The following is a 20,412-nucleotide window of genomic DNA, read 5'->3' on the forward strand; positions in this document are numbered from 1 at the left end:
CCATTTTGTGCGTTTTCCTGTTTGTTTTTCTCCCGCGATGAGGATTAGTTGGATTTTTTAAGCTTAAACTTTATATTTTTGTGAATTTCTTTATTTTACAAAGAGGTTGTCCCAAGCCATATCAATACGTTCAGTAGTCATTTCTGGGTGATGCCCATGGTAAAAAGCATCATCCACAATCAAATCGATGATGTCTCGCGGTTGGCAAGAAGAAAGCCTGACGTCCATGCGCTGGTAGTACTGGTCCATTAAATATTCAAAAACGTCTTCTTTAAACTCTACATTGTTTGCTTTGCATATTTTAATAAAAATTTTACGATATTCTTCTGGTGTGGGATGGTCGACTTTAATTTTATAGCGCAGTCTGCGCAGAAAAGCCATATCCACGAGTTCCTTGGGGTCCAGATTGGTGGCAAAGATGACCACTTGGTCAAAGGGGATTTCGAACTTTCTGCCAGTATGCAAAGTGAGCAAATCCGTACGCCTCGCTAGAGGAATGATCCATCTGTTGAGAAGCGTTTCTACGTTCATTTCCTGTCGACCCAAATCGTCCACCAGGAAAAGACCGTTGTTGGCCTTGAGTTGCAGCGGTGCTTCATAAAATTTAGAGATGGGATTAAAATCCAGATCCAGTGTGCGCATGGTCAGTTCGCCACCGGTCATGATTGTGGGTCTTTGCACACAAACCCAGCGCTGGTCATGTCCTGGGCTGCTTTCTGTTTTTGAAACGGGTTCATGCACCGATTTGTCATAAACTGTAATGATCTCTCCGTTTACGACCAAAGCGTGGGGAACATAGATCTCGCCCGGCAGGGTTTTGCCCATGGCCTCGGCAATGGTGGTTTTGCCGTTGCCTGGAGGACCGTACAAAAAAGTCGCTCGACCGGAACACGCGGCCGGTCCGAGGACTTTGAGCAATGAATCGTTAATAACGAGATGGGAAAAGGCGTTGTGGAACTGCTCCGGAGTAATCACAATATGCATGACAGTCTGGATTTCAATCTGCTGACGGTATTCGGCCAGGGTCACTGGGGCAGGCCCGGCATATCTGCAGATATTGAGAAGTTCACTAGCCTTGTTCCGCCCGGCATCAGTCAAGCTGAACTTGTATGAGGTCTTGGCAAGCTGACTCGCGCCTTTGACTTCTATAAGCTTATCCCGTCGCAAAACCTCAATGGCTTTATCTACAATGGAAATGGGCAATTTGACCCGATCCGCCACCATGGGGATAGTGAATTCGCCCATAAAGGCAATGTGTTTGTTGATCAGGTCTACAATAAATGGGAGGCCCAGGCCGGTATCTTCTTCTGTATTAGGAACCGGCGGGATTCTTTTAAAGAAATCGGCCAAGTCTGCTTCCCGGACATAGCCAAGAGCCACCAAGTTGTGGCCCAGTCTGCCTCCGGATAGCTGTTGACGCTTCAGGGCCTGCTGCAATTGTTCTTCAGTGACCAGCTGATTTTGCATCAGCTGCTGGCCCAAACGTTCGGATTGCTCCGCTGCCCCGATTTCATGCTTTTCGTATTCAGCCATGTGTATTATTCCCACATTTCCAAATCGGTATTGCGTACAATATAGTTATGTGAGCACCTGATAATGTTATCCAGCCCGACATAGCGAAGGGAAACCGCAACCTGGGGTTCAAAATACCGCTTTCTTTTATCGCATACAGCGTATGTTCCGACTACAAAGCCCTGGACATCGTGTTTTTTACCGATACGCTGGAGCTCCCTGGATAAAATGAGTTCCCCTTCGGATTCGTTCACGAATATGTTGTTGCCCATCTTCACTTCCCGAACCGAGTAGCCGTGACTGGCCAGCCTGTTGGCTATGATTTCCGAGCTCATGCGTCCCAGGGTGGAAGATTTCTGCATATCGTCGATATCAACAAGGCTAGTGACAATGATTGGTTTTTGTGTGTCCACAAAGACATTGCAGGACCCCAGAAGGCGATCTGCAGCGTCACTCGTAACCTCGACAATGTCCGCTTGCTGTTTTGACATTTGCTGGTTGTAGGGTCTGTTCGGAGCGCACGACACCGCAACTGCGGCTGTCATAACCAAAAGGGCGATCAGGATCAATTGCTTGAAGCGCATGTTCATATCCTTTTGCGGTTTGTATTGTTACCAAAGATCTATGGTGCCACCCAACTCTTTGCGGCAGGCGAACAGGAAGAGAGCCCTCATCGTGTTCCGCTCACCGACTCGGAAGAGGCGAGCAAAGGGCGCTTTCTTCCAATCCACCGCTCAATTGCCCCTGCGGCAGAGCCGCGTTACGAGGTGCTCGCCATGTGTGCGGGTTGGGGATGTAACTCCACCCTGCGGTTGTTGGCCCGGCCCTCAGGATTGTCCTTGCGGTTTTGGGTAAAATTGGGGGCTATAGGCTTGTTGAAGCCATATCCCTTGGTCCGTAGCCGCTCCGAGGAGATATTATGACGGACAAAATAGTCGTGCACAGCCATGGCCCTTTGCAGTGAAAGATCCAGATTGTACTTCTCTGAACCGATGATATCGGTATGTCCTTCAATGAGCAACTCCATCTGGGGATTGCGCCGGAGGAGCGCGACATACTCGTCCAATTCGTCGGTGTATTGGTCTTGAATGGAAGCCTTGTCGAACTGGAAAAAGATCATCCCCACATCGTCCTTGTCAGCCATAGGCAGGGGAGTATCCGTATTCGTCACATAGACCGTCCGTGTCTCCACCTCTTTATCTGCGTAGTACAGATCGTTGGAAAAATGGTAATTTTCAGTATTTAAATCATCAACATAATAGGTGTTGCTTAATCTATACACGATGCTATCACCAGATTGGATGGTCAGGTTAACAATGACCTCGTTCTGCACGACCTCGGCTTGGCTTAAAAAGGCAATCTTTTTATGAGTGACGCGTTGTACGGACCAATAGACCTGATAGTCATCTGTCGCGTCGCGAGTCGTCTGCAGTCCAAGGTGAGTTAAATCGGTAACCAGAAAAGATTCCAATGCCTTGGAAAAAGGAGAATTGTCAGTCTGCAGGATTTGGATCTGCTTGTTTTGAAAATTTTCGAGGTCCGACATCTTGATCATGTGCGAGATGTCGGTGCTCACGTCCTGGGCTATGATTTCCCAGTGCTGTGCGGCCTGCAATTTGTCCTGAGTGGTATACGGTCTGGACATTGGCGCGGGAGTCTGACTGCACCCAAAGGCAAGGACAGATACAGCAAAAAGCAAAATGGTTCGGATCAGGGGCTTTGCACTCATAGTCTCTCCCGAAGTAAAATGGTTAATATGGCCTGTTTTTGTTGGTTGAAGTTGAGCTTTTGGTGTACGATAATCGCCAGCCCGGGAGCAAGTTTATGATTTGTCCTGCTCACAGTTCAGTATTTAAAGCCACTGTCGGGTTTAACAGGTGTTTCTTGTGGGCGACCAGATCCAGGCCCACGATTATCCGCAGGCTGGGTGTGGGCATGGCCAAGGGGTGAGCTGGTTTGAGCTTGCATTTTTCAGGAAGACGCGCGGCCAGGGACTGGGCTTCGGGGATCATTTCCGGACTGTAGTATATGGTGGTCCGCGTGTGGTTGAAATGCGAAGCGTTGCCAATCCTGCCTATGCTATACCCCTGGTCCTGGAGGTACTGGCCAGTCTGTCTGGCCATGTGTCTGACCCCATTGCCGTTAAGGACTGCCAGAACCGGCTGCTGAAGTAGCGTGTCCTTCTGGTTCACGACTACTGCTTCGAACTTGGCCGCAGCAGTGATTGTTGTCCGAGCGCAGGGGTCTATCTCCTTGGTGGCCAGGGTCTCAACATCTTCAACTCGGGAGAGGCTCCGGGCTGCTATCTTGGCTTCTTTATGACCGGAATACTCTCCTACTCGGACCAGATAGAGCCCATTGGCTGCCGATTTTTTGATATAGGCGTCATAGCCCCTTTCTTGAAGTTGAAAATAGAGCTCAGCCGCATGCCGTTGGTAGGTGAATGCCCCGGCCTGGACAGCAAAATCAGGCCTGACCTCTTTCTGCTGCTCTTGCTGGTGAGGTGATTGGGCGATGACTTCCGGGCTGTGCGGGACAGAGTCAGTCGCGGCATCAGTGTTCATCCGCATCTCCAAAGCATCGCTTGTCTGTCCTGATGACAGATCCGTCTGGCCACTCGGTGTTGGCTCTGTTGCCGGACGTATTGGCGTTTGGGTCTGCCCGGTGTGAGCTTCGGTTGTTGTCGCTACGTGCTTCGAAATATCGCTTTGCCCTCTCTCTTGTTCAGAGACACGGGCCTGAAAAAGAGCTTCGTCTTTGTCAGCGGCAGGGGCAGTGGCTGATGTTTTGCGAGTTGTATTTTCAGGTTCTGAAGGCCCACCTGTTCGAAATTGGGCCAAAGCCTGGTCGAAATTGCCCATTTGGGCATAGGCCAGCCCCAGGTTATGGTTATAGACGCTTTTGTTGCCGTTTAAGGATATTGCCTTTTTATAAGCCTCAACGGCTTTTCTGTATTTCCCCTGCAGATAATAGGAAAAACCGAGGTTGTTGTGTATATAGGCCAGCTTGGGGTTCAGCTCCAATGCGGCCTGGTAGGAAGCTATAGACTGTTCGAACCGTCCCAGCCTGTCCAGGCAGACACCCTTGGCGTTCAAGGCCTTGATGTGCTCTGGCTCCTGATTGAGGACCTTGTTGAACTCCCTAATGGCCAGTCTGTGCTCGCCTTGGCCCTGAAAGGCCACCCCCTGGTCGAAATGAAAACCCGGACCTCGGCTCAAGGGGCGAGGAGTGCACAATTTTTGACGGATGTCCTCGTTCGTAATGACCTCACGGTCCTGCTTCGACCCCCACCAACCCCCATTGCTACTGCTGGGCAGGGTAGCACAGCCGCTTGCAGTCAAAAGCAGAAGCAATATGGCCAATGTCTCCGCAAGCAGCGAAAATCGATAAGGAAAACGTACGTTCATGTGCGGTCCTCATTGGTTGTTTGAGACGTGAACTGTGGAAAGGAGACAGTGGTTCGATCTGGTTTTTTGCACAAGCCATGAGTATGCCTTTTTTTTACCAGACCTCTGCTCACTTCTTGCTACCCACCTTGTTCCTCCCAAGCTCCCCGGGCCTTCTTCAGATTTTCACCCGCGGTCTGGTAGTAGGCCGGATCCAGCTCTATAGCCTTTTCAAACGATTGGATCGCTTTGCGATAACGGTCCTGACTCAAGTACATGCAGCCAAGATTGTTATACGCCTGGGCATCGGAGCCGGCCCGCCGGAAAGCCTGCAGGGCCTCTTTGTACCGGCCGGACTGAGCCAGGGCCAGTCCTACATTATTGTAGACCTTCGGTTCCTGAAATCCGAGTTCAAGGGCCTTTCGGAATGCTTGCAGCGCGAGGTCGTATTTTTTCAACATGTTATAGGTTGCGCCCAGGTTGTTGTACAAAGAGCCTTTGTCTGGCTTGAGTTCAATGGCCTGTGTATATTGCGCTGCGGCTTGTTCATGCTTCTCCTGAAAGTGGTAAATCAGGCCCAATTCGGCTCTGGCTCGCCACAATTCAGGATCCAGCTCTAAAGCTTTTAGAAATTGCGCCCTGGCCTGGTCCCGCTTTTCCATCTGCACATAGACCCGACCCAGACCTTCATACGCCTTTGCGTATTCTGGATCCATCTCTACGACCGCCTGGAAAGCCTGCAACGCTTCCTTGTCGTCTCCCCCCTGCAACAGGACCAACCCTCGTTTGTATTTGGCGTCGATATTTGCCGGGTCTTTTTTCAGGGAGTCATCGTATTGAAGCAGGGCCAACTGCAGTTTTTCCTGGGCCATGAGCACATCGCCCAGTCGTTCATGTTCCTGGCTACTCAGCTCAGACTGAGGTTTATCCAATTTTGCAAGGCCCTGAGACCGGGTGTGGGTGCAGGAGGTCAGGCCGGCACAGAGCAGAAGCACACCCAGGATTGTCAAAAGAGGAGAAATTGTCCTGCGTTGCATAGTGTCCTTTCCGCCGTCATTGGTCTTGGCGGTATCGTTACTGTACCCCATCTGTTTGCGCCCGTCGCTGAAGCACAGACACAAATCCTCATACTTCCAATCGCTGTGAGCTCTTCAGGGTGAGCCCGTGCTACATATTGAGCAGAGTCTGGGAAATGCGAATCACCGCCGGCCCCAGAATAGCCACGAACAGCGAGGGAAAAATGAACATGATAAGCGGAAACAACAGCTTGACCGGGATCTTGGCTGCTTTTTCCTCAGCTCTTTGGAACCGTTCGGTGCGCATGCTTTCGGAAAATACCTTCAAGGCCTGGCTCACACTGGTGCCGAATTTTTCGGTCTGAATGAGCAGGGTGGTCAGATTCTGCATTTGCTGCAGGTCTGTGCGCATGGCCAGATTCTTGAGCGCATCCTTACGGGGCATGCCGGCCCTGGTCTCCAGGGTGAAAAAATGCAGTTCTTCACTGAGAGTCGCGTTGTTGGATTTTGATTCCTTGGCCACTCTGCTGATGGCCGCATCCAGGCCCATGCCTGCCTCAACGCAAACCACCATAAGATCCAGGGCGTCTGGAAATCCTTTAAGAATGGTCTGCCGCCGTTTCTGTCGTTTGTTGGTCAGCCACAGGTCGGGGACATAAAAGCCGGCCACAGCCAAAACAGTGATGATGAGGAGCGTGTTGGTTGGAGAAAGGGTCAAATCCGGGATCAAATAATAAAAAAGACCGAAGCAGAGGGGGAGAGCGAGTGGCATAATCACCTTCAGACCCCAAAAAACCGCCGGGGCCAGAGGAGACCGGATCCCGGCCTTGAGGAATCTGGGACGGAGCACGGTGTGATCAGAGACTCTGTCTTTGGCCACCTTTTGGCCAACAAGACCTACAAAGCCGAATATTTTACCAAAAAAGCCGGATCGGGAAGAGTCCAGGCGCTGCGGGTCCCCAAAGGCGCTCTGCTGATTCGAAGTCTGGATTTTTTCCAGAATGGCCCGCTTTTTGGAGTTGGAGCGGACAAGCTGCATAACCCCGATCATGAGCAGAAAAAGGGACACAAAAATTGCCCCGGCCATGATCAAGGGAAGGTAGTCAGCTGGCATATTCACACGTCTCCTGCCTGGAATGAATGAAATATGTGTGTCGTCGTACTACAAAGAAGCAGCTTTGCCTGAGAACCGCCCCTGTTTCCCCCAGAACCCAAACGAAACGTTCGTTCTGCCAGTGCGGTGGGGAGCAGTATTTTCCCAGTCTGCTGGTCGCAATTCTCAGCATCAATCGCTACACATCGATTTTGACGATGTTGCGCATGAAAAAATACCCGATGATCATCATGATCAAGGCTCCGGCGATCATGATGTGTCCCATGGTCTCCTCAAAGAGCAAAGTGATGTATTCCGGATTCATAAAAGTCAAAATACCTACGATGGCAAAGGGGAGCCCGATCAGCACCCACATGGAGAGAACGCCTTCGGCAGCCAGAGCCTTGACCTTGCCGAAGAATTTGAAACGTTCCCGGATCAGGGTGGCGATGCTCTCAATGATTTCTGCCAGGTTGCCACCAGTCTCCCGCTGCATGATGACGGCGACAACAAAGAAGTTCAGATCCGGACAATCCACCCTGTAGGTCATCTTGCGCAAGGCATCCGGAACCGGGACGCCAAAGTTGATCTCGTCAAGAGCCACATCGAATTCAGGCCCCAACGGGTCGCCAAACTCTTCCGCAGCCAGCTTCATGCCGGTGGTAAAGGCATGACCAGCCTTCAGGGATCTGGCCAAAAGGTCCAAGCCCTCGGGAAGCTGGGCCATGAATTTGCGCATCCTCTTTAACTTCTTGCGCTTGAGGTAGAAAAAGGGAGTGAGGGCTCCGAGTAAGCCGACGGGGAGGGAGACGTATACGGCGTAGCCGAAGAACTCGAGCAACATAACGAGCGCAAGCCCCAGAAGGGGGGAGAGGATAATGTAAAATCCGACCGGATACTGAGCGTTGGCCTGATACAGGAGCCTGTGCAGCCGATCTGTGATGGATATGCGGCGCAAAATGGCATCCAGGATCTTGATCTCGCTGAAGACTATTTTGCGCTCGATGTCCTGGGGAGCATCATCCAGCTTGGGATTGTAGGTCACCTTGCGCAGTTTTTTACGGATTTGGGACCGATCCGGATTCTTGATGGTCCGCAGGGCGTAGAGAAACATCTCCAGAATCATGATAGAGACGACAAAAATGATCAATGCGATTATGTAGATGTTCATTGTGTGTCCTTAGGATGTGTGATCTGTACCCAGCTCACTATCAGACCTCAACAATCTTATCCGGATTGAATATCTCTCGATCCACTTCAATACCCACCTGATGGAACTTGTCCACAAACTGGGGTCTGACGCCGTTGAACCGGAAGTACCCCTTGACCTTGCCGTTTTCGTCCACTCCCGTGGGATTGAAGGAGAAGATTTCCTGGGTTGTGATCACGTTGCCTTCCATTCCGGTGATTTCCTGGATGCTGTTCACCTTCCGCGTGCCATCCGAGTACCTCGATACCTGGATGATAATGTGGATAGCTGAAGCGATGAATCTGCGCATGAATTCGATAGGGATGTCCAGGTTGGCCATGGAGACCATGCTCTCGATGCGCATCAAAGCGTCCCTGGGGGTGTTGGCGTGGATAGTGGTCAGAGAACCGTCGTGCCCGGTGTTCATAGCCTGGAGCATGTCAAAGGACTCAGAGCCACGGACCTCACCCACAATGATCCGGTCCGGGCGCATGCGTAAGCTGTTACGGACCAGTTCCCTGGCCGTAACTTCGCCTTTGCCTTCAATATTCGGCGGACGTGTCTCCAGCCGGACCACGTGCTCCTGCTTGAGCTGCAGCTCGGCTGCGTCTTCGATAGTGATAATCCGGTCAGTGGCCGGAATGAATTGGGAGAGGCAATTCAAAAGGGTGGTTTTCCCGCTGCCCGTTCCCCCAGAAATGACAACATTCAGCTCGGAGCGGACGATACCCTTCATGATTTCCCCAATGCCCTGGGTAAAGGCACGGAGCATGATCAGATCGTCCATCTTCAAGGGGTCTTTGCCAAATCTGCGGATGGACATCACAGGGCCGTCCAAAGCCAGGGGAGGGATAATCACGTTCACCCGGGAGCCATCGGCTAAGCGGGCGTCAACCATAGGCGAAGATTCGTCGATGCGCCGGCCCACAGAGGAGACAATCTTGTCGATAATGCGCATCAAATGGGCGTCGTCCTTGAAAGTGGACTCGGAGAGTTCAAGCTTGCCAAAACGTTCCACATATATCTGATTGTGGGTATTGACCAGAATATCGGCCACCGTATCGTCTTTGAGAAAGGGCTCCAGCGGTCCCAAGCCCATGACTTCGTCCTCAATGTCACTGAACAGCCGCTCTCTTTCAGACATATTCAGGGGAGCGTTTCGCTCCTCAGTATCCAGGATTTTGGTTACCAGGCTCCTGATTTGGGTTTTCAGGACCTCGGGTTCCAAAGAGTCGATCATGGACAGGTCTACCATGTCCAACAAACGGGTATGGATCCTGTTTTTGAGCAGGAAGTACTCATCCGAGAGCTCCCGTTTACGTTGCCGGGATTCGGGTGAATCGGGGGTAGGATGAGAATGGTGAAGCTGAGGATCCGGCTCAGCATCAATTACTTTGGCAGCTGACTTTTTGTTGGTATTGTTGAAGAACATGGGCTCCCCTTTGAGTAGTGAGCTTGAGGCCCAAAAAAATTGTGAGCGAAAATTTGTGCGTGTTTTGGCTGCTTGAGCTTTTTCCTGCCGCAGTTCACAGAGCACTGCTGGTGTTTATTTTCGTAAAAAAGAAAACAACCCTTTCTTTTTCTTTTTCTTGTCCTCTTCTGGATCTTCGACCAGAGAGGCAGCCAGATCGCGAATACTCTGGGTGATTTCTTTTTTCGAGGCCGTTTTGTAGAGCGGTTGCCCTTTATTGATGGCAGTCATGGTGCTCTCATAATCGTTGGGTATGTTCCAGGAAACCTTTTTTTCCAGGGAATTCTCGACATCGCTGGTCGTGATGCTGGAATTTTTCAAATGCCTGTTGATAATAATGTGCAGGCTGTTCGATTCGGGGAACCGCAGGTCGCGAAAAGTGCGCAGGATCTTGTTGGTCTTGGCCAGGCAGGGCAGGCTCTGAACGGAAACCAAAAAGACCTTGTCCGACAGTTCCACTACCTTCAAGGCGGTGTCGTTGAGAAGTTGTCCGGTATCAATGATCACAAAATCGAACATCTTGGTCAGCACTTTGAATAAACGCTCAATCACTTCCGGAGTGGCCATGTTCTGGCTGTCCAGATAGCCGGGAGAGGGCAGAACATAAACTCCGGACGGATCAACTGCCAGGATGTTTTTCAAGAATGTCTCATCCAGGCGGGAAATATTCTTGGTGATTTCCCGCCAAGTATAGGTCGGATCAATTTCGAGAAAAAGAGGAAGATCGCCAAAAAGATTCATGTCCAAAAGACAAACCGATTGTTTCGGTTCGTTCGTGGCCAGGCTCACAGCCAGATTGACAGCCAGCGTGGTTGTGCCCACGCCACCTTTGCTGCCCATAAAAGAAATGACTTGACTTTGTTTGGCCGTCTTTCCCGCAACAGCCCGGAGCTTGGCTTGTCTGGTCATGAAACGATCCAGGGCGGACGATATTTCATCTTCAACCGTGTACGGACCGAAAAACTCTCTCGCCCCGGAGCGCATCGCCTTGAGCACAAGGTTCTGGTCCTTGGACTCCGAAGTAAGGAAAATTTCTCCCGCCTCATCGTTGTAGAGGGAGTTCTGCACCAAGTCGAAAATATGGTCGGGATCATCAGAGATTTCCTTTATCAGCAGATCTGGTCGTTCAAGGCTTTGACCTTCCAGAATGCTGAGTTCAGACTTCTGTCCGACAACGGTCTCAAACTGTCGCCTGACCAGCCGATTTCCAATCTCAATCCGGACCTTATAATCACCTAATGGCATTTATTCCTCGATGGTTGGTGATAATTTAAAAAATTGAAATGCACCCATCAATAATTCGATATATAGACAATATTATATACTACACATTAGCTATTGAACTAAAACAACACCAATTGGTCCATAGCTATCATTTAAATCTAAATCTACTGGTCCTGACGAAACTTCAGTCCCAAGATACTTTGCGCTTATCTGAGTATTTGCCCCATTACCAGTTAAGGCAGTAATCTCAATAGCCACAAACCCCATAACAGTAGAAGGTACTCCTGGTGTGCTACCTTGACCAAACTCATTCACTACAGGTATAAATATTTTTTGCCCAATCAAGTTTTCCACTTTTTGACCATTGTTACCGCCAACTATCTTACCGACACCAGATTCTGTATTTATATCATCACCAATGCGTATTGTTCCATTATATCCATTTTCTAACCATTCACCTATTTCAGGATTACCTCCTCCTTGATCTCCATCGATATAAGCATCGAAATCTACTGTCCCCCAGTTTCCTGCACTTCTCCCAAATTGATAGATTATTCCTTCTCCTGCTTCGCTCATGGTATCAGCTTCATCTTCTGTAACAGCAATTGGGATCAAATGACGCTTTCCAGATAAAGGACCTATTACTGCTGTAGCTTCTGCGCTAACCGTCTGCTGGAAATTTAAAGCAGAGGCAAAAAAAGAGTTGATACTATGATTGTTCACCATAATTTTTACAGAATTATAAGGAGTTTTGCTAAAAAAGTTAGGTTCTGTCCAATTGCCAACTTTTATATCATTATCACCAAGAATCAAGCCATTGTTGTCTATAGAATTATTTTCTGCCGCCTCTTTAGCTTCACTTTTTACATTTGCGGGACCATTTTGTCCTAGCTCAATGGCACCAGCAAGAGCTGCAGCATCGAGTGTGTTTTGCAGCTCATTTTTTGCCGTGGCTTGCCTTCCAATATCTATTGCTATTCCTGCCGTGGCAAGTAAACTGAAAAGAACAAATAAAGCAGTTATGATGGCTACTGAACCACATTCATCTCTTAGAATCGCATTATCCAAAATCTTAATTTTCATAACCATAACTCCTTGTATCTATTCACACCTCATTTCAGTTGTGGATGTTATATTTTTCTGAAAGGGCAGAAAAAGAAAGTCATGAGTATATGTTATCGTCACGGTCAAAGGATCTCCATAATTATCACATGTATCGATTGAAGGAACATTAAAATTTTTGTTGCCAAAAGTTATTATAAAATCTTCCCAGTCATTTATTTTTGATTGAATTTGTGGATAAGATATTCTGTTGCCAGTAGTACGATATACAATTCCGTATCTGGCTCCTGTCCTACCTGCATTAGTAACTATATGTTGGTTATAGATATAAATACCAAAATCAAAAATACTTAATATTAAAGTAATAAATACTAAAAGAACGATAGCGAACTCAACAGCCGCAGTGCCTTTTTGTCTACCATCATTCCTTAAAAATAAAAATTTCATTCTAAGGCCCAACCTATATTTAAGATAATTATGGTAACATTTTCATTGTTGTTGCGGCTTTAATATCTAAATCTTTATCAAAATTAGCACCAAAAAAATCAAAAACTTGGAGTACTAGATAAGTATAGTTATAAACAACCTCTACCTTGCAATAGTCAGATGTCGAATTGCATCCATTTATATTTATACTGCTTGAATCACTTGAAAAGCTATCTGGGCCAAAGGTGAGCAGTCTGTCTTTGGCATATGGATAAACGATATTTCGAATGTCTTGAGGATCAACGTTAGACATCCCTACCCTTGCACCCTCTCTGCTTGCATTAGTAATTACCTGCTTGTTATAATAGGCGATCCCAAATTCTGTAATGCCCGCAAAAATCAAGACAAGGAGAGGCAGTACAATGGCAAATTCTACTGCGGCTGCTCCGCGTTGATTTGAAAATTTCATTTTGCTGAGCATTGTGGCATACCTGTGCTGCGTAAGATTGGGTTGCGTATGAAAAATTATTTCTTTAAAAGGGACTCGTTGGTAAATGCTATTTTTTATTATGTGATTTAAGGATTAAACAGAAAAAAAATTGCCTCGCTTTTTGCTGCGAAATACTCAAAAAATATTTAATATGATCCAATGTGTTAGCATTAAGCACAAATCGCCATGCAATTCTAATCCATTCCAGAGGAAATATCAAAATCAGAGGACACTTCCTCGTCTGGATCTTTTGTCTCAGTGTAAGTTTTGCGGTAGTTATCAGAGGATATAATAGCCTTCTTCCCCTCGTGGCCTTCAACCTTTTCCGGGCTTTTCCCCGCATAGGGATCATACGTCTGATGGTATTTAGCGCTTTCCTGGGAAATGCCCATGTTGTCTATGGTATAAGTAAAACGTTTGCTTTGCGGCAAATTCCCACCAGAGCAGCCGAGAGAAGCTGAGATCAGCAGGGCCAGCATGGCCAGGCAAGCGATTGTCTTTGTCGACATTCCGTGCTCCTGTTTATAACCTTTGCAGTTAATCCTCCCGAGTTCCCGCATCTGTCGCTGTATTGCGCAGCACGCAAAGGGCCGGGGAGAGGATTTTCGCTCATTTTTCAACGTCACAGAGGGCCGTTTTCAGCTCGCTATTTTACTACCATGTGGCCGAACTCGCCGTCTAAACTCCCGAGCAGACCGCCCAGATAGAACTCCGCATCGGTTGGATGAATAAAGAAATCCGTGGGCAGCGACTGCTTTTCGGCTACAAGCGGAGTGACCAGTTTCGGCGTAACCATGATAACCAGTTCGGTTTCATCGGACGTAAAGGACTTGCTGGTAAACAAGGGTCCCAAAACAGGCAGATCGCCCAGACCGGGAAATTTGGACACGGTTTCTTCTGAATTTTCACTTAGCAGGCCGGCTATTGCGAAGCTCTGGCCATCACCCAATTCGACGGTTGTATTCGCCCGGCGAACTTTCAGTCCTGGGACCTGCGCACCATTGATCACGGTGCCGCTGGCTTCGTCCAACTCGGAAACCACCGGAACAACCTTAATAGCGATTCGTTCCTTGCTCATCACGGTGGGGGTAAAAGCAAGCTCAATGCCGTAGGATTTAAATTCCACCCCAATGTTGCCATCTGAATCAACGTCAGGAATCGGGATTTCCCCGCCGGCCAAGAAGCTGGAGGTCTGTCCACTCATCGAAATCAGCGACGGCTCGGCCAATATTTTAGCCAGTCCTTCTCGTTTCAGGAAATCAAAAAGTCCGTTGAAGTCAACGTTGTCCCCGTTTCGCCAGAAGTTGAAGGACCCACTTCCAGATGAACCGGCCGAGGCTGCACCCAAAAAACCAATACTGAATTCTGCAGCGTCATTGATGAGATCAAAGTTTATTCCGAGGCGATCAAGGGACTGGCGGGAGACCTCAGCTACTTTCACTTCCAGCATGACCTGGTGAATTCCCTTCACCGTCACTTGGTTTTTGATCCCCCCCTCTGGGGCGTAGGTCTCGGCCAGGGCCATGATTTGATCAAGGGCCGAAGCGCTTGAGACTTGGCCGGACAGGGTGATGGACTCGTTGGTGGACAAAACCCGGAGTTCATTTTCTTCGGGAAAAAGTTCGTGCAACCGCTGCTTAAGGCGGGAGAGGTCATGTTTGACTGTGATTTCGTAAACCGTGGACACTTCCTTGCCCTGCCAGAGAATCAGATTGGCAGTTCCGGCTCCTGCGGGAGTCAAGTAGAGTTCATTCGGGCCTATAAGCAGGGGGTCTTTGAGTACATTGGGGTCAGGTTCAGAAACACGGGTTATTTCGCGGTTGGACTTGAGCACAACAGATTTGCCATAGGTCAGTTCAAGCGAGCGCATGATGCTGTCATCGGCGCTGTTTTTCGTCGGAATGATCCGAAACTCCTGAGCCTGGGGTTCCTGCGGAATGCTCCATACACAAAAGGTGAGAACCATGATCGCGGCAATGAGCAGCCCGGACCTGGGTATTGGGGTGGTGGCCATTGCTTCTCCTTTGCTGGACAAAACTTTGCGCTTGACTGGTACATTCATACTGCAAGTAAGGGCGGCGCAGCTTAGAAATTCATTTCAACCAGCTTATTGCCTCGGATCACCTCTACAACAGTCGGTTGTGGCGGTGGGGGCGAAGTAGGGGCCTTGGCCACCTTTTGCTCTGAATCAGCATCAGGCTTGTTTCTGGCCTGTTGCAAAAGCCCATTCTCCTTGAGCATGTAGGCCATGGAATCCTTCGCGGTAGCGCCATCGGTCATGACCGGCTCGTTGTCCGTTGGGTTACGCAGGGCCATTTGCAGACTGCCCTGATTGCGGATGTGCGTTAGGATTTCAGCTTCTTCCGGTGTGACTTCCAGGGTGTAGACATCTACTGGGGCTGTGCCACCGCTCTCGGTCTCCTGCATTTTGGTGCTTGTCGCCAGGATTTTGACGTTGTCCAGGATACGCTTGGTGATCTGTTCGCCGGAGTCAGGATCATTCCACGTAACCATCACATCAACCCGACTGCCGGGCAAGACAAATCCTGAGATACCGAGAACTTTATTTCCACCAAGGGAGACGGCTCTATTGCCTTTGGAGATAAGAGCGGAGACGCCGCCAGACTTGATATCGGTGGGCGCGAGGCGATGATCAACGATGGGTTCGTTTTTTTTGAATGGGGCCAGAGCAACGCGGCCGAGTAATTGATCAGGGTCGGTAAAGCTGCCGGGGGGGAGATTCTTTTTCAGGTATTGTCCGGTCTGCAGCATTTCTTCGGTCAACTGGGAGCCCGCTGAAATGTCCAATGCAGCCACAACCACCTCCTGAGTCGAAGGAGCCTTTTCGCGGGCCTTTTCGACCGTATCCTGCCGTGTGGTCTGCTCCTGCATCCAGTTGTAAATGAATACGCTTCCGGCAATGGCAATCACCAAGGCCAAAGCAATGGGAATCAGAGCTCGTAATCTGCCCATGCCGCTTCCTCCTCATCATGGTCATGCTGTGCTTCTGCCCAAGGTGCACCAGCCTGAACGTTCAGGTTTTGGATTTTTAGGATATATGGAGAGTCAATACTTATCGTATAGGCTTACCTCAGCCTTATACCCTAGCTCTCGAGATTGCAACACGATTTTTCATATTTGATGCACGCCAAAGCTTTTCAGGCGATCAAAAAAAAGAGGCGTTAGAGCTGTGCAGTATGCTGTGTCGATAAATTACCGCCCGAAAAAGGAGGGTATGGGGGGCCTTCGTTACTTCATTGTTCCCCTTTTGCTCCCCACCTGCGTCTGTGCAAAGTGGGAAAAGGAGGTTTTTTCACCAATCCCCTGTCCAGAGGGTATGGCTTAAGAGCCTGTTGTAAAACTTGACTAACCCAAAAAGTAGTGAACAGGTATTTAGGGTCCCAAGATCGAGCTTTGACTTTAAAGGGGCGCTTTTCCCCTATCTTTGGGAACCTACTGACTGGTGGTGGCCCCTGAAAACCGAAGCAGCTTGAGCATATTGCTCACTGCACATTGGAGATCCCATTCACCCTGAACTTTTTTGAGGCTACGCAATAAAAAATTCCTGTATCCAAGGCATTCCTTGAGTTGACCGAAAATAGCTTCTATCGTTTGTCCGCGCTTGGCATAGATGCGCTGGCCTCTTTGGGTCAGTAACTTTCGTTCCATCAACTCCCGCTGGGATAACCCTTTGGGGATCCGCCCTCGAGGTGGGGACTTTTCACGGTTTTGTTTTCGCTGCTTCCAGCCTTTGCGGGTAGCCACAATCACCTCTGGGCCATTGCTCTCGATCTTTGAAATATCAATTTTCTCAGCCCAGTAACCGGCATCTGCCGAGAAGGTTTCGGTGTTCTGGCCTGTCTCTATCTTGGACAAGTTGCCTTGAGCCGCTTGGAGCATTGGTTCGAGTTGGTGGGCGTCATTGCAGTCTTGAGTAACCGCGTTGGCGACAATAAACTGATTTTCGTCTGAAACTCCTTGGCAATTATACCCTTGCACCCAGCCGGTCCGTGTTTTCATTATTCTGCTGTCAGGATCGGTGATATTTGCCTTTTCTTTGTTGCCAGTGGCCGTTTTTTCATCACCGGTGCCAGCTCCAGGACCATTTGAGTCGTCGTCATCTCGAGACTCTTTCGCCGCAGCCTCTTTTTCAGCTTCCAGTCTGGCCTTGGCAGCCTTGAGTCGCTCCAACCGGGATTTGGGATCAGCAAGCTCAGGGGGCAAAACATCGTCCCGGTTATCTTCGCCAAGCTGCTTATCCTCACTGGCATCGACTGCCTCAGCTTCGTCCACGATGCGTTCAATGTCTTGCTTAATATGCTCGAGATTACGATTGGCTTCCAAGGAAGCCGAGCCTTTCACCTTAGTTCCATCAAGAAAAAGACTGCCTATTTTTAACGCACCGGATTCAGCGGCCAAACGGATTGTTTCTCGGAAAAGCTGCTTAAAATTTTCTTTATGCTTAGCGCGGAAGCGGCAAATAGCAGAATGATCAGGGATTATATTTCCAGTAAGCCACCGGAAAGCAATATCTTCTTCGCATAAAGCAGATATTTTCCGAGAAGAGCGTATTCCTTTGCTATATGCATAAATAAGAATACGAATCATCATAGCAGGGTCATAAGGCGGCTTTCCCTCGTGAGAGTAGCTTTCATAAAAACTTGATAAATCAATATTTTCTACACAAGAATCGATCAACCTGACACTGTGGTTTTTTGATATCCAGTCATCAATCGAAGGTGGCAACAGGTAGAGTTGATCTCGATGCCCTTTAATGAACCCTCTAGCCATTTTTAGCTCCAATTTGTAATGTAATTTGCATTGAAATTACATTATTCATTAGCAAATAACTGTATTTAAAGCAAGAATTAATCTATGGGTATTGCGACAGACTCTTAACGGGTCGCAGAATTTTTTTCAGGCAAAAAGTCGGTTCCAAACATCTATGCCCAAATGCTGTAAAAGCACGTGGGTTAGTGTCCCCAAGGCAATGGCAATGCCATAACAGAGCCTGGGGCTTGTATTCGTTGATTGGGGGGAGGAATCGGGAATGTATCGACGCACCAAAACCAAGGTCTTCAGGCCTTCCCAGGTTCGTTGCATGAGAGTTCGAGCGTAGCCGCGATGTACGAGCAACAAAAGCACGGCATATAGTCCGCCAAAGATGGCAGTGAATAATGCGGAGACGAATACGCCCTTGGCCCCGAGTACAGCGCCTATAGCGCCCATGAGCTTGGTGTCGCCAGCGCCCATGCCACCAAAAATGTAGGGTGGCAAAAAAAGGGCAGTACCAAGGAGCATACCGGTTACGCCAAAGGCTAAACCGTTCAGTCCGGTAAATGCAGTATGGTAAATGAGGGCAAAGAGAGCTAAGGGAAAATTGAGCAGATTGGGGATTTTCTGATATCTCAAATCATAAAGGGCCGCAAAGATAAGGGCCGGAAATAGCAGGAGTGGAAGAATAAATTCAGGTTGCAAAGTACTCATTTAGGCATCTTGCACCTAGAGTTTTTCGAATTCGTTCTTGGCTTCAGAAAACAAATCGTTGGTAGCTAGCCCCAGGGCAGTGACGGCAACTATAATCACAACAGCAATAAGTGAAATCATGATAGCGTATTCGGTCGCTGTCGCGCCTTGTTCGTCGAAAAAAAAAGTAAATAGTCCGTTCAGCATAATAGTCGATCCCTATAAAAAAATTTGAAATTGATGGAGCGCGAAAAAAGTAAATTTAAAATCTCACGCTCCATCATTATTTTTTAACCTTAACTATTATCCCGCGCTATCAACTTTATTGGCGACTTCATTGAAAATATTATTTAAAGAGTTGCCCAAGAAAGTAACAGCAGCAATAATAACAATCGCGATCAAAGCAACCATTAAGCCGTACTCTACAGCGGTTGCCCCTTCCTCAGCCCTGAAAAAGTTCATCAGCTTGTCCATGCAATCCTCCTTTGCAAGTTACGTAAAGAGTGGTTCCTGGCGAAAGTGTCTCAACTACCTTGTAAATAAGAACTTTCCTACCCAGGCCAACAACCCAAATGCACATGGTATAAAGCAAAATGTTCGCGAGCAAAAAGCTAGTAGCTGGAAATCTTGTGAGTTTGTCTATTCGATACACAGGGGGGGGGAGGGGTGTCAAGCACAAAAATAAATATTTCAAAAGGCGCTTTCATTTTCTAGGCTATATCTCTCGAAAAATTAGATTTTCTTTGTATCTGAGGATGATTGAGTAAATTGCTGTGTCAAGCAATGAACACCCTTATCAATCCCATCGTTGACCATTTTTTGAAATTATGACGGCTTCGCAGGTATCAGGTATATGAAAACTTTTTCGTCAATCCCAATAGTTCTACAGTGACAGATTGCGATTCGGGAGCTTAGCTTTCGGGACCGTCAAGCGCGCCGCCTGCTCTGAAGAGTCTGGGGTAAGCCGATCTGTTTTTGAGATATAAATTCTACTGCAGATACCATTTTGACAATTCGAATTCTGATAGCTTAAGTACAACGTACTATGTTTCCAAAATGCGAACCTCACCAGCCCACTATGTTGTCAATCATCTGCCCATTGCGCGATGAGGAGGATTCGGTTCAGCCCTTTTTTGCCCGCCTTTTGCCGGTGCTTAAGGACTTGGAGCTGGATTTTGAAATCATTTGCGTCAACGACGGCAGCCAGGACAAAACATTGGAGCGCTTGCAGGCCGCTAGGGAGCTTGAGTCGAGAATCAGGATTCTTGATCTGTCTCGCAACTTCGGTAAGGAAGCGGCCTTAACCTGCGGACTGGATCATACCCGAGGCCAGGCCGTGATCCCGATCGATGCAGACCTCCAGGATCCACCGGAATTGATCGTAGACATGGTCCACATGTGGCAGCAGGGTTGTGAAGTGGTCCTGGCTCAGCGAACGGATCGCTCATCGGACAACTGGCTCAAGCGCAAAACCGCAGAGTGGTTCTATCGGTTACATAACGCCATTTCCCGACCGACCATCATCCCCAATGTGGGCGATTTTCGCCTCATGGATCGCAAGGTTGTTGAGGCCCTGAAAATGTTGCCTGAGCGGGGGAGATTTATGAAAGGGATTTTTTCCTGGGTCGGATTTCGTCAGGCAATCCTCCCCTATGCTCGAGATGTGCGAAAAACAGGAAAAAGCAAATTTTCCACTTGGCGGCTATGGAACTTTGCCATGGATGGTATCACCTCATTTTCCACAGTCCCCTTGCGAATTTGGACCTATTTAGGGCTGGCCATAGCTTTGGCGTCCTTTGCTTATGGTTCGTTTATTGTCGGGCGGACCCTGATTTTTGGCCGTGATTTTCCGGGATATGCCTCCTTGATCACAGTCATTCTGTTTTTCGGTGGCGTGCAACTCATTGGTCTTGGTGTTGTTGGTGAATATATCGGCCGGATCCATACGGAAACCAAGGCCCGCCCTATTTATGTTGTTCGAGAACGGTTTGAAGATGTGACGTAAAGCAATTGGTTCCTCACACAAATCTGTGCCTGACTTGAGGCCAAAAACTTGAAAAGCATGAGCCCTCTCGGG

General features: G+C 48.6%; 20 protein-coding genes. 1 reads left to right on the forward strand and 19 read right to left on the reverse strand.

The window, feature by feature from the left end; translation table 11 throughout:
- Window positions 1–90 precede the first annotated feature (90 nt).
- The 19 genes from DRET_RS05795 to DRET_RS05875 all read right to left on the reverse strand — a co-directional run bounded on the left by DRET_RS05795 (window position 91) and on the right by DRET_RS05875 (window position 18,809).
- Window positions 91–1,533: a cyclic di-GMP-binding domain-containing protein, MshE-related gene (locus DRET_RS05795; protein ID WP_015751593.1), complete on the reverse strand. Its 1,443-nt coding sequence runs from the start codon at window positions 1,531–1,533 to the stop codon at window positions 91–93.
- 5 nt (window positions 1,534–1,538) lie between these two features.
- Entirely contained in the window at window positions 1,539–2,096 is a 558-nt protein-coding gene (locus tag DRET_RS05800; RefSeq protein ID WP_015751594.1) for a FlgO family outer membrane protein, read from the reverse strand.
- 176 nt (window positions 2,097–2,272) lie between these two features.
- Entirely contained in the window at window positions 2,273–3,241 is a 969-nt protein-coding gene (locus DRET_RS12945; RefSeq protein ID WP_015751595.1) for an OmpA family protein, read from the reverse strand.
- A 109-nt stretch (window positions 3,242–3,350) separates the two neighbouring features.
- Window positions 3,351–4,919: a tetratricopeptide repeat protein gene (locus tag DRET_RS05810; protein ID WP_015751596.1), complete on the reverse strand. Its 1,569-nt coding sequence runs from the start codon at window positions 4,917–4,919 to the stop codon at window positions 3,351–3,353.
- Between the two features lie 119 nt (window positions 4,920–5,038).
- On the reverse strand, window positions 5,039–5,935 hold the full coding sequence (locus DRET_RS05815) for a tetratricopeptide repeat protein (RefSeq protein WP_167317790.1): 897 nt from the start codon (window positions 5,933–5,935) through the stop codon (window positions 5,039–5,041).
- Window positions 5,936–6,065: 130 nt separating this feature from the next.
- Window positions 6,066–7,028 (reverse strand): type II secretion system F family protein, encoded by a 963-nt coding sequence (locus tag DRET_RS05820; RefSeq protein WP_015751598.1) that lies wholly within the window; start codon window positions 7,026–7,028, stop codon window positions 6,066–6,068.
- A 178-nt stretch (window positions 7,029–7,206) separates the two neighbouring features.
- On the reverse strand, window positions 7,207–8,178 hold the full coding sequence (locus DRET_RS05825) for a type II secretion system F family protein (RefSeq protein WP_015751599.1): 972 nt from the start codon (window positions 8,176–8,178) through the stop codon (window positions 7,207–7,209).
- A 40-nt stretch (window positions 8,179–8,218) separates the two neighbouring features.
- Entirely contained in the window at window positions 8,219–9,628 is a 1,410-nt protein-coding gene (locus tag DRET_RS05830; protein ID WP_015751600.1) for a TadA family conjugal transfer-associated ATPase, read from the reverse strand.
- 114 nt (window positions 9,629–9,742) lie between these two features.
- Complete coding sequence (locus DRET_RS05835) at window positions 9,743–10,912, reverse strand: CpaE/TadZ family protein (RefSeq protein ID WP_015751601.1); 1,170 nt, start codon at window positions 10,910–10,912, stop codon at window positions 9,743–9,745.
- A 90-nt stretch (window positions 10,913–11,002) separates the two neighbouring features.
- Window positions 11,003–11,974, reverse strand: a complete 972-nt coding sequence (locus DRET_RS05840; RefSeq protein ID WP_015751602.1) for a pilus assembly protein TadG-related protein — start codon at window positions 11,972–11,974, stop codon at window positions 11,003–11,005.
- A gap of 18 nt (window positions 11,975–11,992) precedes the next feature.
- Entirely contained in the window at window positions 11,993–12,400 is a 408-nt protein-coding gene (locus DRET_RS13350; protein WP_015751603.1) for a TadE family protein, read from the reverse strand.
- 28 nt (window positions 12,401–12,428) lie between these two features.
- Complete coding sequence (locus tag DRET_RS12950; protein WP_015751604.1) at window positions 12,429–12,860, reverse strand: TadE/TadG family type IV pilus assembly protein; 432 nt, start codon at window positions 12,858–12,860, stop codon at window positions 12,429–12,431.
- A gap of 203 nt (window positions 12,861–13,063) precedes the next feature.
- Window positions 13,064–13,378 (reverse strand): hypothetical protein, encoded by a 315-nt coding sequence (locus DRET_RS05850; protein ID WP_015751605.1) that lies wholly within the window; start codon window positions 13,376–13,378, stop codon window positions 13,064–13,066.
- A gap of 137 nt (window positions 13,379–13,515) precedes the next feature.
- The gene (locus DRET_RS05855) at window positions 13,516–14,883 is read right to left on the reverse strand and encodes a type II and III secretion system protein family protein (protein ID WP_015751606.1); all 1,368 of its coding nucleotides are present in this window, start codon (window positions 14,881–14,883) and stop codon (window positions 13,516–13,518) included.
- Between the two features lie 71 nt (window positions 14,884–14,954).
- Window positions 14,955–15,842, reverse strand: coding sequence for a Flp pilus assembly protein CpaB (cpaB, locus tag DRET_RS05860; RefSeq protein ID WP_015751607.1), 888 nt, complete (start codon window positions 15,840–15,842; stop codon window positions 14,955–14,957).
- Between the two features lie 480 nt (window positions 15,843–16,322).
- Window positions 16,323–17,660 carry a transposase gene (locus tag DRET_RS05865; RefSeq protein ID WP_015751608.1) on the reverse strand — a complete coding sequence of 446 codons (1,338 nt, stop codon included), beginning with the start codon at window positions 17,658–17,660 and terminating at the stop codon, window positions 16,323–16,325.
- Between the two features lie 126 nt (window positions 17,661–17,786).
- Entirely contained in the window at window positions 17,787–18,356 is a 570-nt protein-coding gene (locus tag DRET_RS05870; RefSeq protein ID WP_015751609.1) for an A24 family peptidase, read from the reverse strand.
- Between the two features lie 15 nt (window positions 18,357–18,371).
- Window positions 18,372–18,542: a Flp family type IVb pilin gene (locus DRET_RS13355; RefSeq protein ID WP_015751610.1), complete on the reverse strand. Its 171-nt coding sequence runs from the start codon at window positions 18,540–18,542 to the stop codon at window positions 18,372–18,374.
- Between the two features lie 96 nt (window positions 18,543–18,638).
- Window positions 18,639–18,809: a Flp family type IVb pilin gene (locus DRET_RS05875; protein WP_015751611.1), complete on the reverse strand. Its 171-nt coding sequence runs from the start codon at window positions 18,807–18,809 to the stop codon at window positions 18,639–18,641.
- A gap of 604 nt (window positions 18,810–19,413) precedes the next feature.
- On the opposite strand from DRET_RS05875, the gene DRET_RS05880 reads away from it, so the two are divergent.
- On the forward strand, window positions 19,414–20,340 hold the full coding sequence (locus DRET_RS05880; protein WP_148214026.1) for a glycosyltransferase family 2 protein: 927 nt from the start codon (window positions 19,414–19,416) through the stop codon (window positions 20,338–20,340).
- The last annotated feature ends 72 nt before the right edge of the window (window positions 20,341–20,412 follow it).

This window comes from Desulfohalobium retbaense DSM 5692 (assembly GCF_000024325.1).
GTDB lineage: Bacteria > Desulfobacterota > Desulfovibrionia > Desulfovibrionales > Desulfohalobiaceae > Desulfohalobium > Desulfohalobium retbaense.

What these genes read in the sequence shown, in the direction of transcription:
- DRET_RS05795 (WP_015751593.1), bottom strand. Translation starts at nt 1,533, where the DNA reads ATGGCTGAATACGAAAAGCATGAAATCGGGGCAGCGGAGCAATCCGAA.
- DRET_RS05800 (WP_015751594.1), bottom strand. Translation starts at nt 2,096, where the DNA reads ATGCGCTTCAAGCAATTGATCCTGATCGCCCTTTTGGTTATGACAGCC.
- DRET_RS12945 (WP_015751595.1), bottom strand. Translation starts at nt 3,241, where the DNA reads ATGAGTGCAAAGCCCCTGATCCGAACCATTTTGCTTTTTGCTGTATCT.
- DRET_RS05810 (WP_015751596.1), bottom strand. Translation starts at nt 4,919, where the DNA reads ATGAACGTACGTTTTCCTTATCGATTTTCGCTGCTTGCGGAGACATTG.
- DRET_RS05815 (WP_167317790.1), bottom strand. Translation starts at nt 5,935, where the DNA reads ATGCAACGCAGGACAATTTCTCCTCTTTTGACAATCCTGGGTGTGCTT.
- DRET_RS05820 (WP_015751598.1), bottom strand. Translation starts at nt 7,028, where the DNA reads ATGCCAGCTGACTACCTTCCCTTGATCATGGCCGGGGCAATTTTTGTG.
- DRET_RS05825 (WP_015751599.1), bottom strand. Translation starts at nt 8,178, where the DNA reads ATGAACATCTACATAATCGCATTGATCATTTTTGTCGTCTCTATCATG.
- DRET_RS05830 (WP_015751600.1), bottom strand. Translation starts at nt 9,628, where the DNA reads ATGTTCTTCAACAATACCAACAAAAAGTCAGCTGCCAAAGTAATTGAT.
- DRET_RS05835 (WP_015751601.1), bottom strand. Translation starts at nt 10,912, where the DNA reads ATGCCATTAGGTGATTATAAGGTCCGGATTGAGATTGGAAATCGGCTG.
- DRET_RS05840 (WP_015751602.1), bottom strand. Translation starts at nt 11,974, where the DNA reads ATGAAAATTAAGATTTTGGATAATGCGATTCTAAGAGATGAATGTGGT.
- DRET_RS13350 (WP_015751603.1), bottom strand. Translation starts at nt 12,400, where the DNA reads ATGAAATTTTTATTTTTAAGGAATGATGGTAGACAAAAAGGCACTGCG.
- DRET_RS12950 (WP_015751604.1), bottom strand. Translation starts at nt 12,860, where the DNA reads ATGCTCAGCAAAATGAAATTTTCAAATCAACGCGGAGCAGCCGCAGTA.
- DRET_RS05850 (WP_015751605.1), bottom strand. Translation starts at nt 13,378, where the DNA reads ATGTCGACAAAGACAATCGCTTGCCTGGCCATGCTGGCCCTGCTGATC.
- DRET_RS05855 (WP_015751606.1), bottom strand. Translation starts at nt 14,883, where the DNA reads ATGGCCACCACCCCAATACCCAGGTCCGGGCTGCTCATTGCCGCGATC.
- cpaB (WP_015751607.1), bottom strand. Translation starts at nt 15,842, where the DNA reads ATGGGCAGATTACGAGCTCTGATTCCCATTGCTTTGGCCTTGGTGATT.
- DRET_RS05865 (WP_015751608.1), bottom strand. Translation starts at nt 17,660, where the DNA reads ATGGCTAGAGGGTTCATTAAAGGGCATCGAGATCAACTCTACCTGTTG.
- DRET_RS05870 (WP_015751609.1), bottom strand. Translation starts at nt 18,356, where the DNA reads ATGAGTACTTTGCAACCTGAATTTATTCTTCCACTCCTGCTATTTCCG.
- DRET_RS13355 (WP_015751610.1), bottom strand. Translation starts at nt 18,542, where the DNA reads ATGCTGAACGGACTATTTACTTTTTTTTTCGACGAACAAGGCGCGACA.
- DRET_RS05875 (WP_015751611.1), bottom strand. Translation starts at nt 18,809, where the DNA reads ATGGACAAGCTGATGAACTTTTTCAGGGCTGAGGAAGGGGCAACCGCT.
- DRET_RS05880 (WP_148214026.1), top strand. Translation starts at nt 19,414, where the DNA reads ATGTTGTCAATCATCTGCCCATTGCGCGATGAGGAGGATTCGGTTCAG.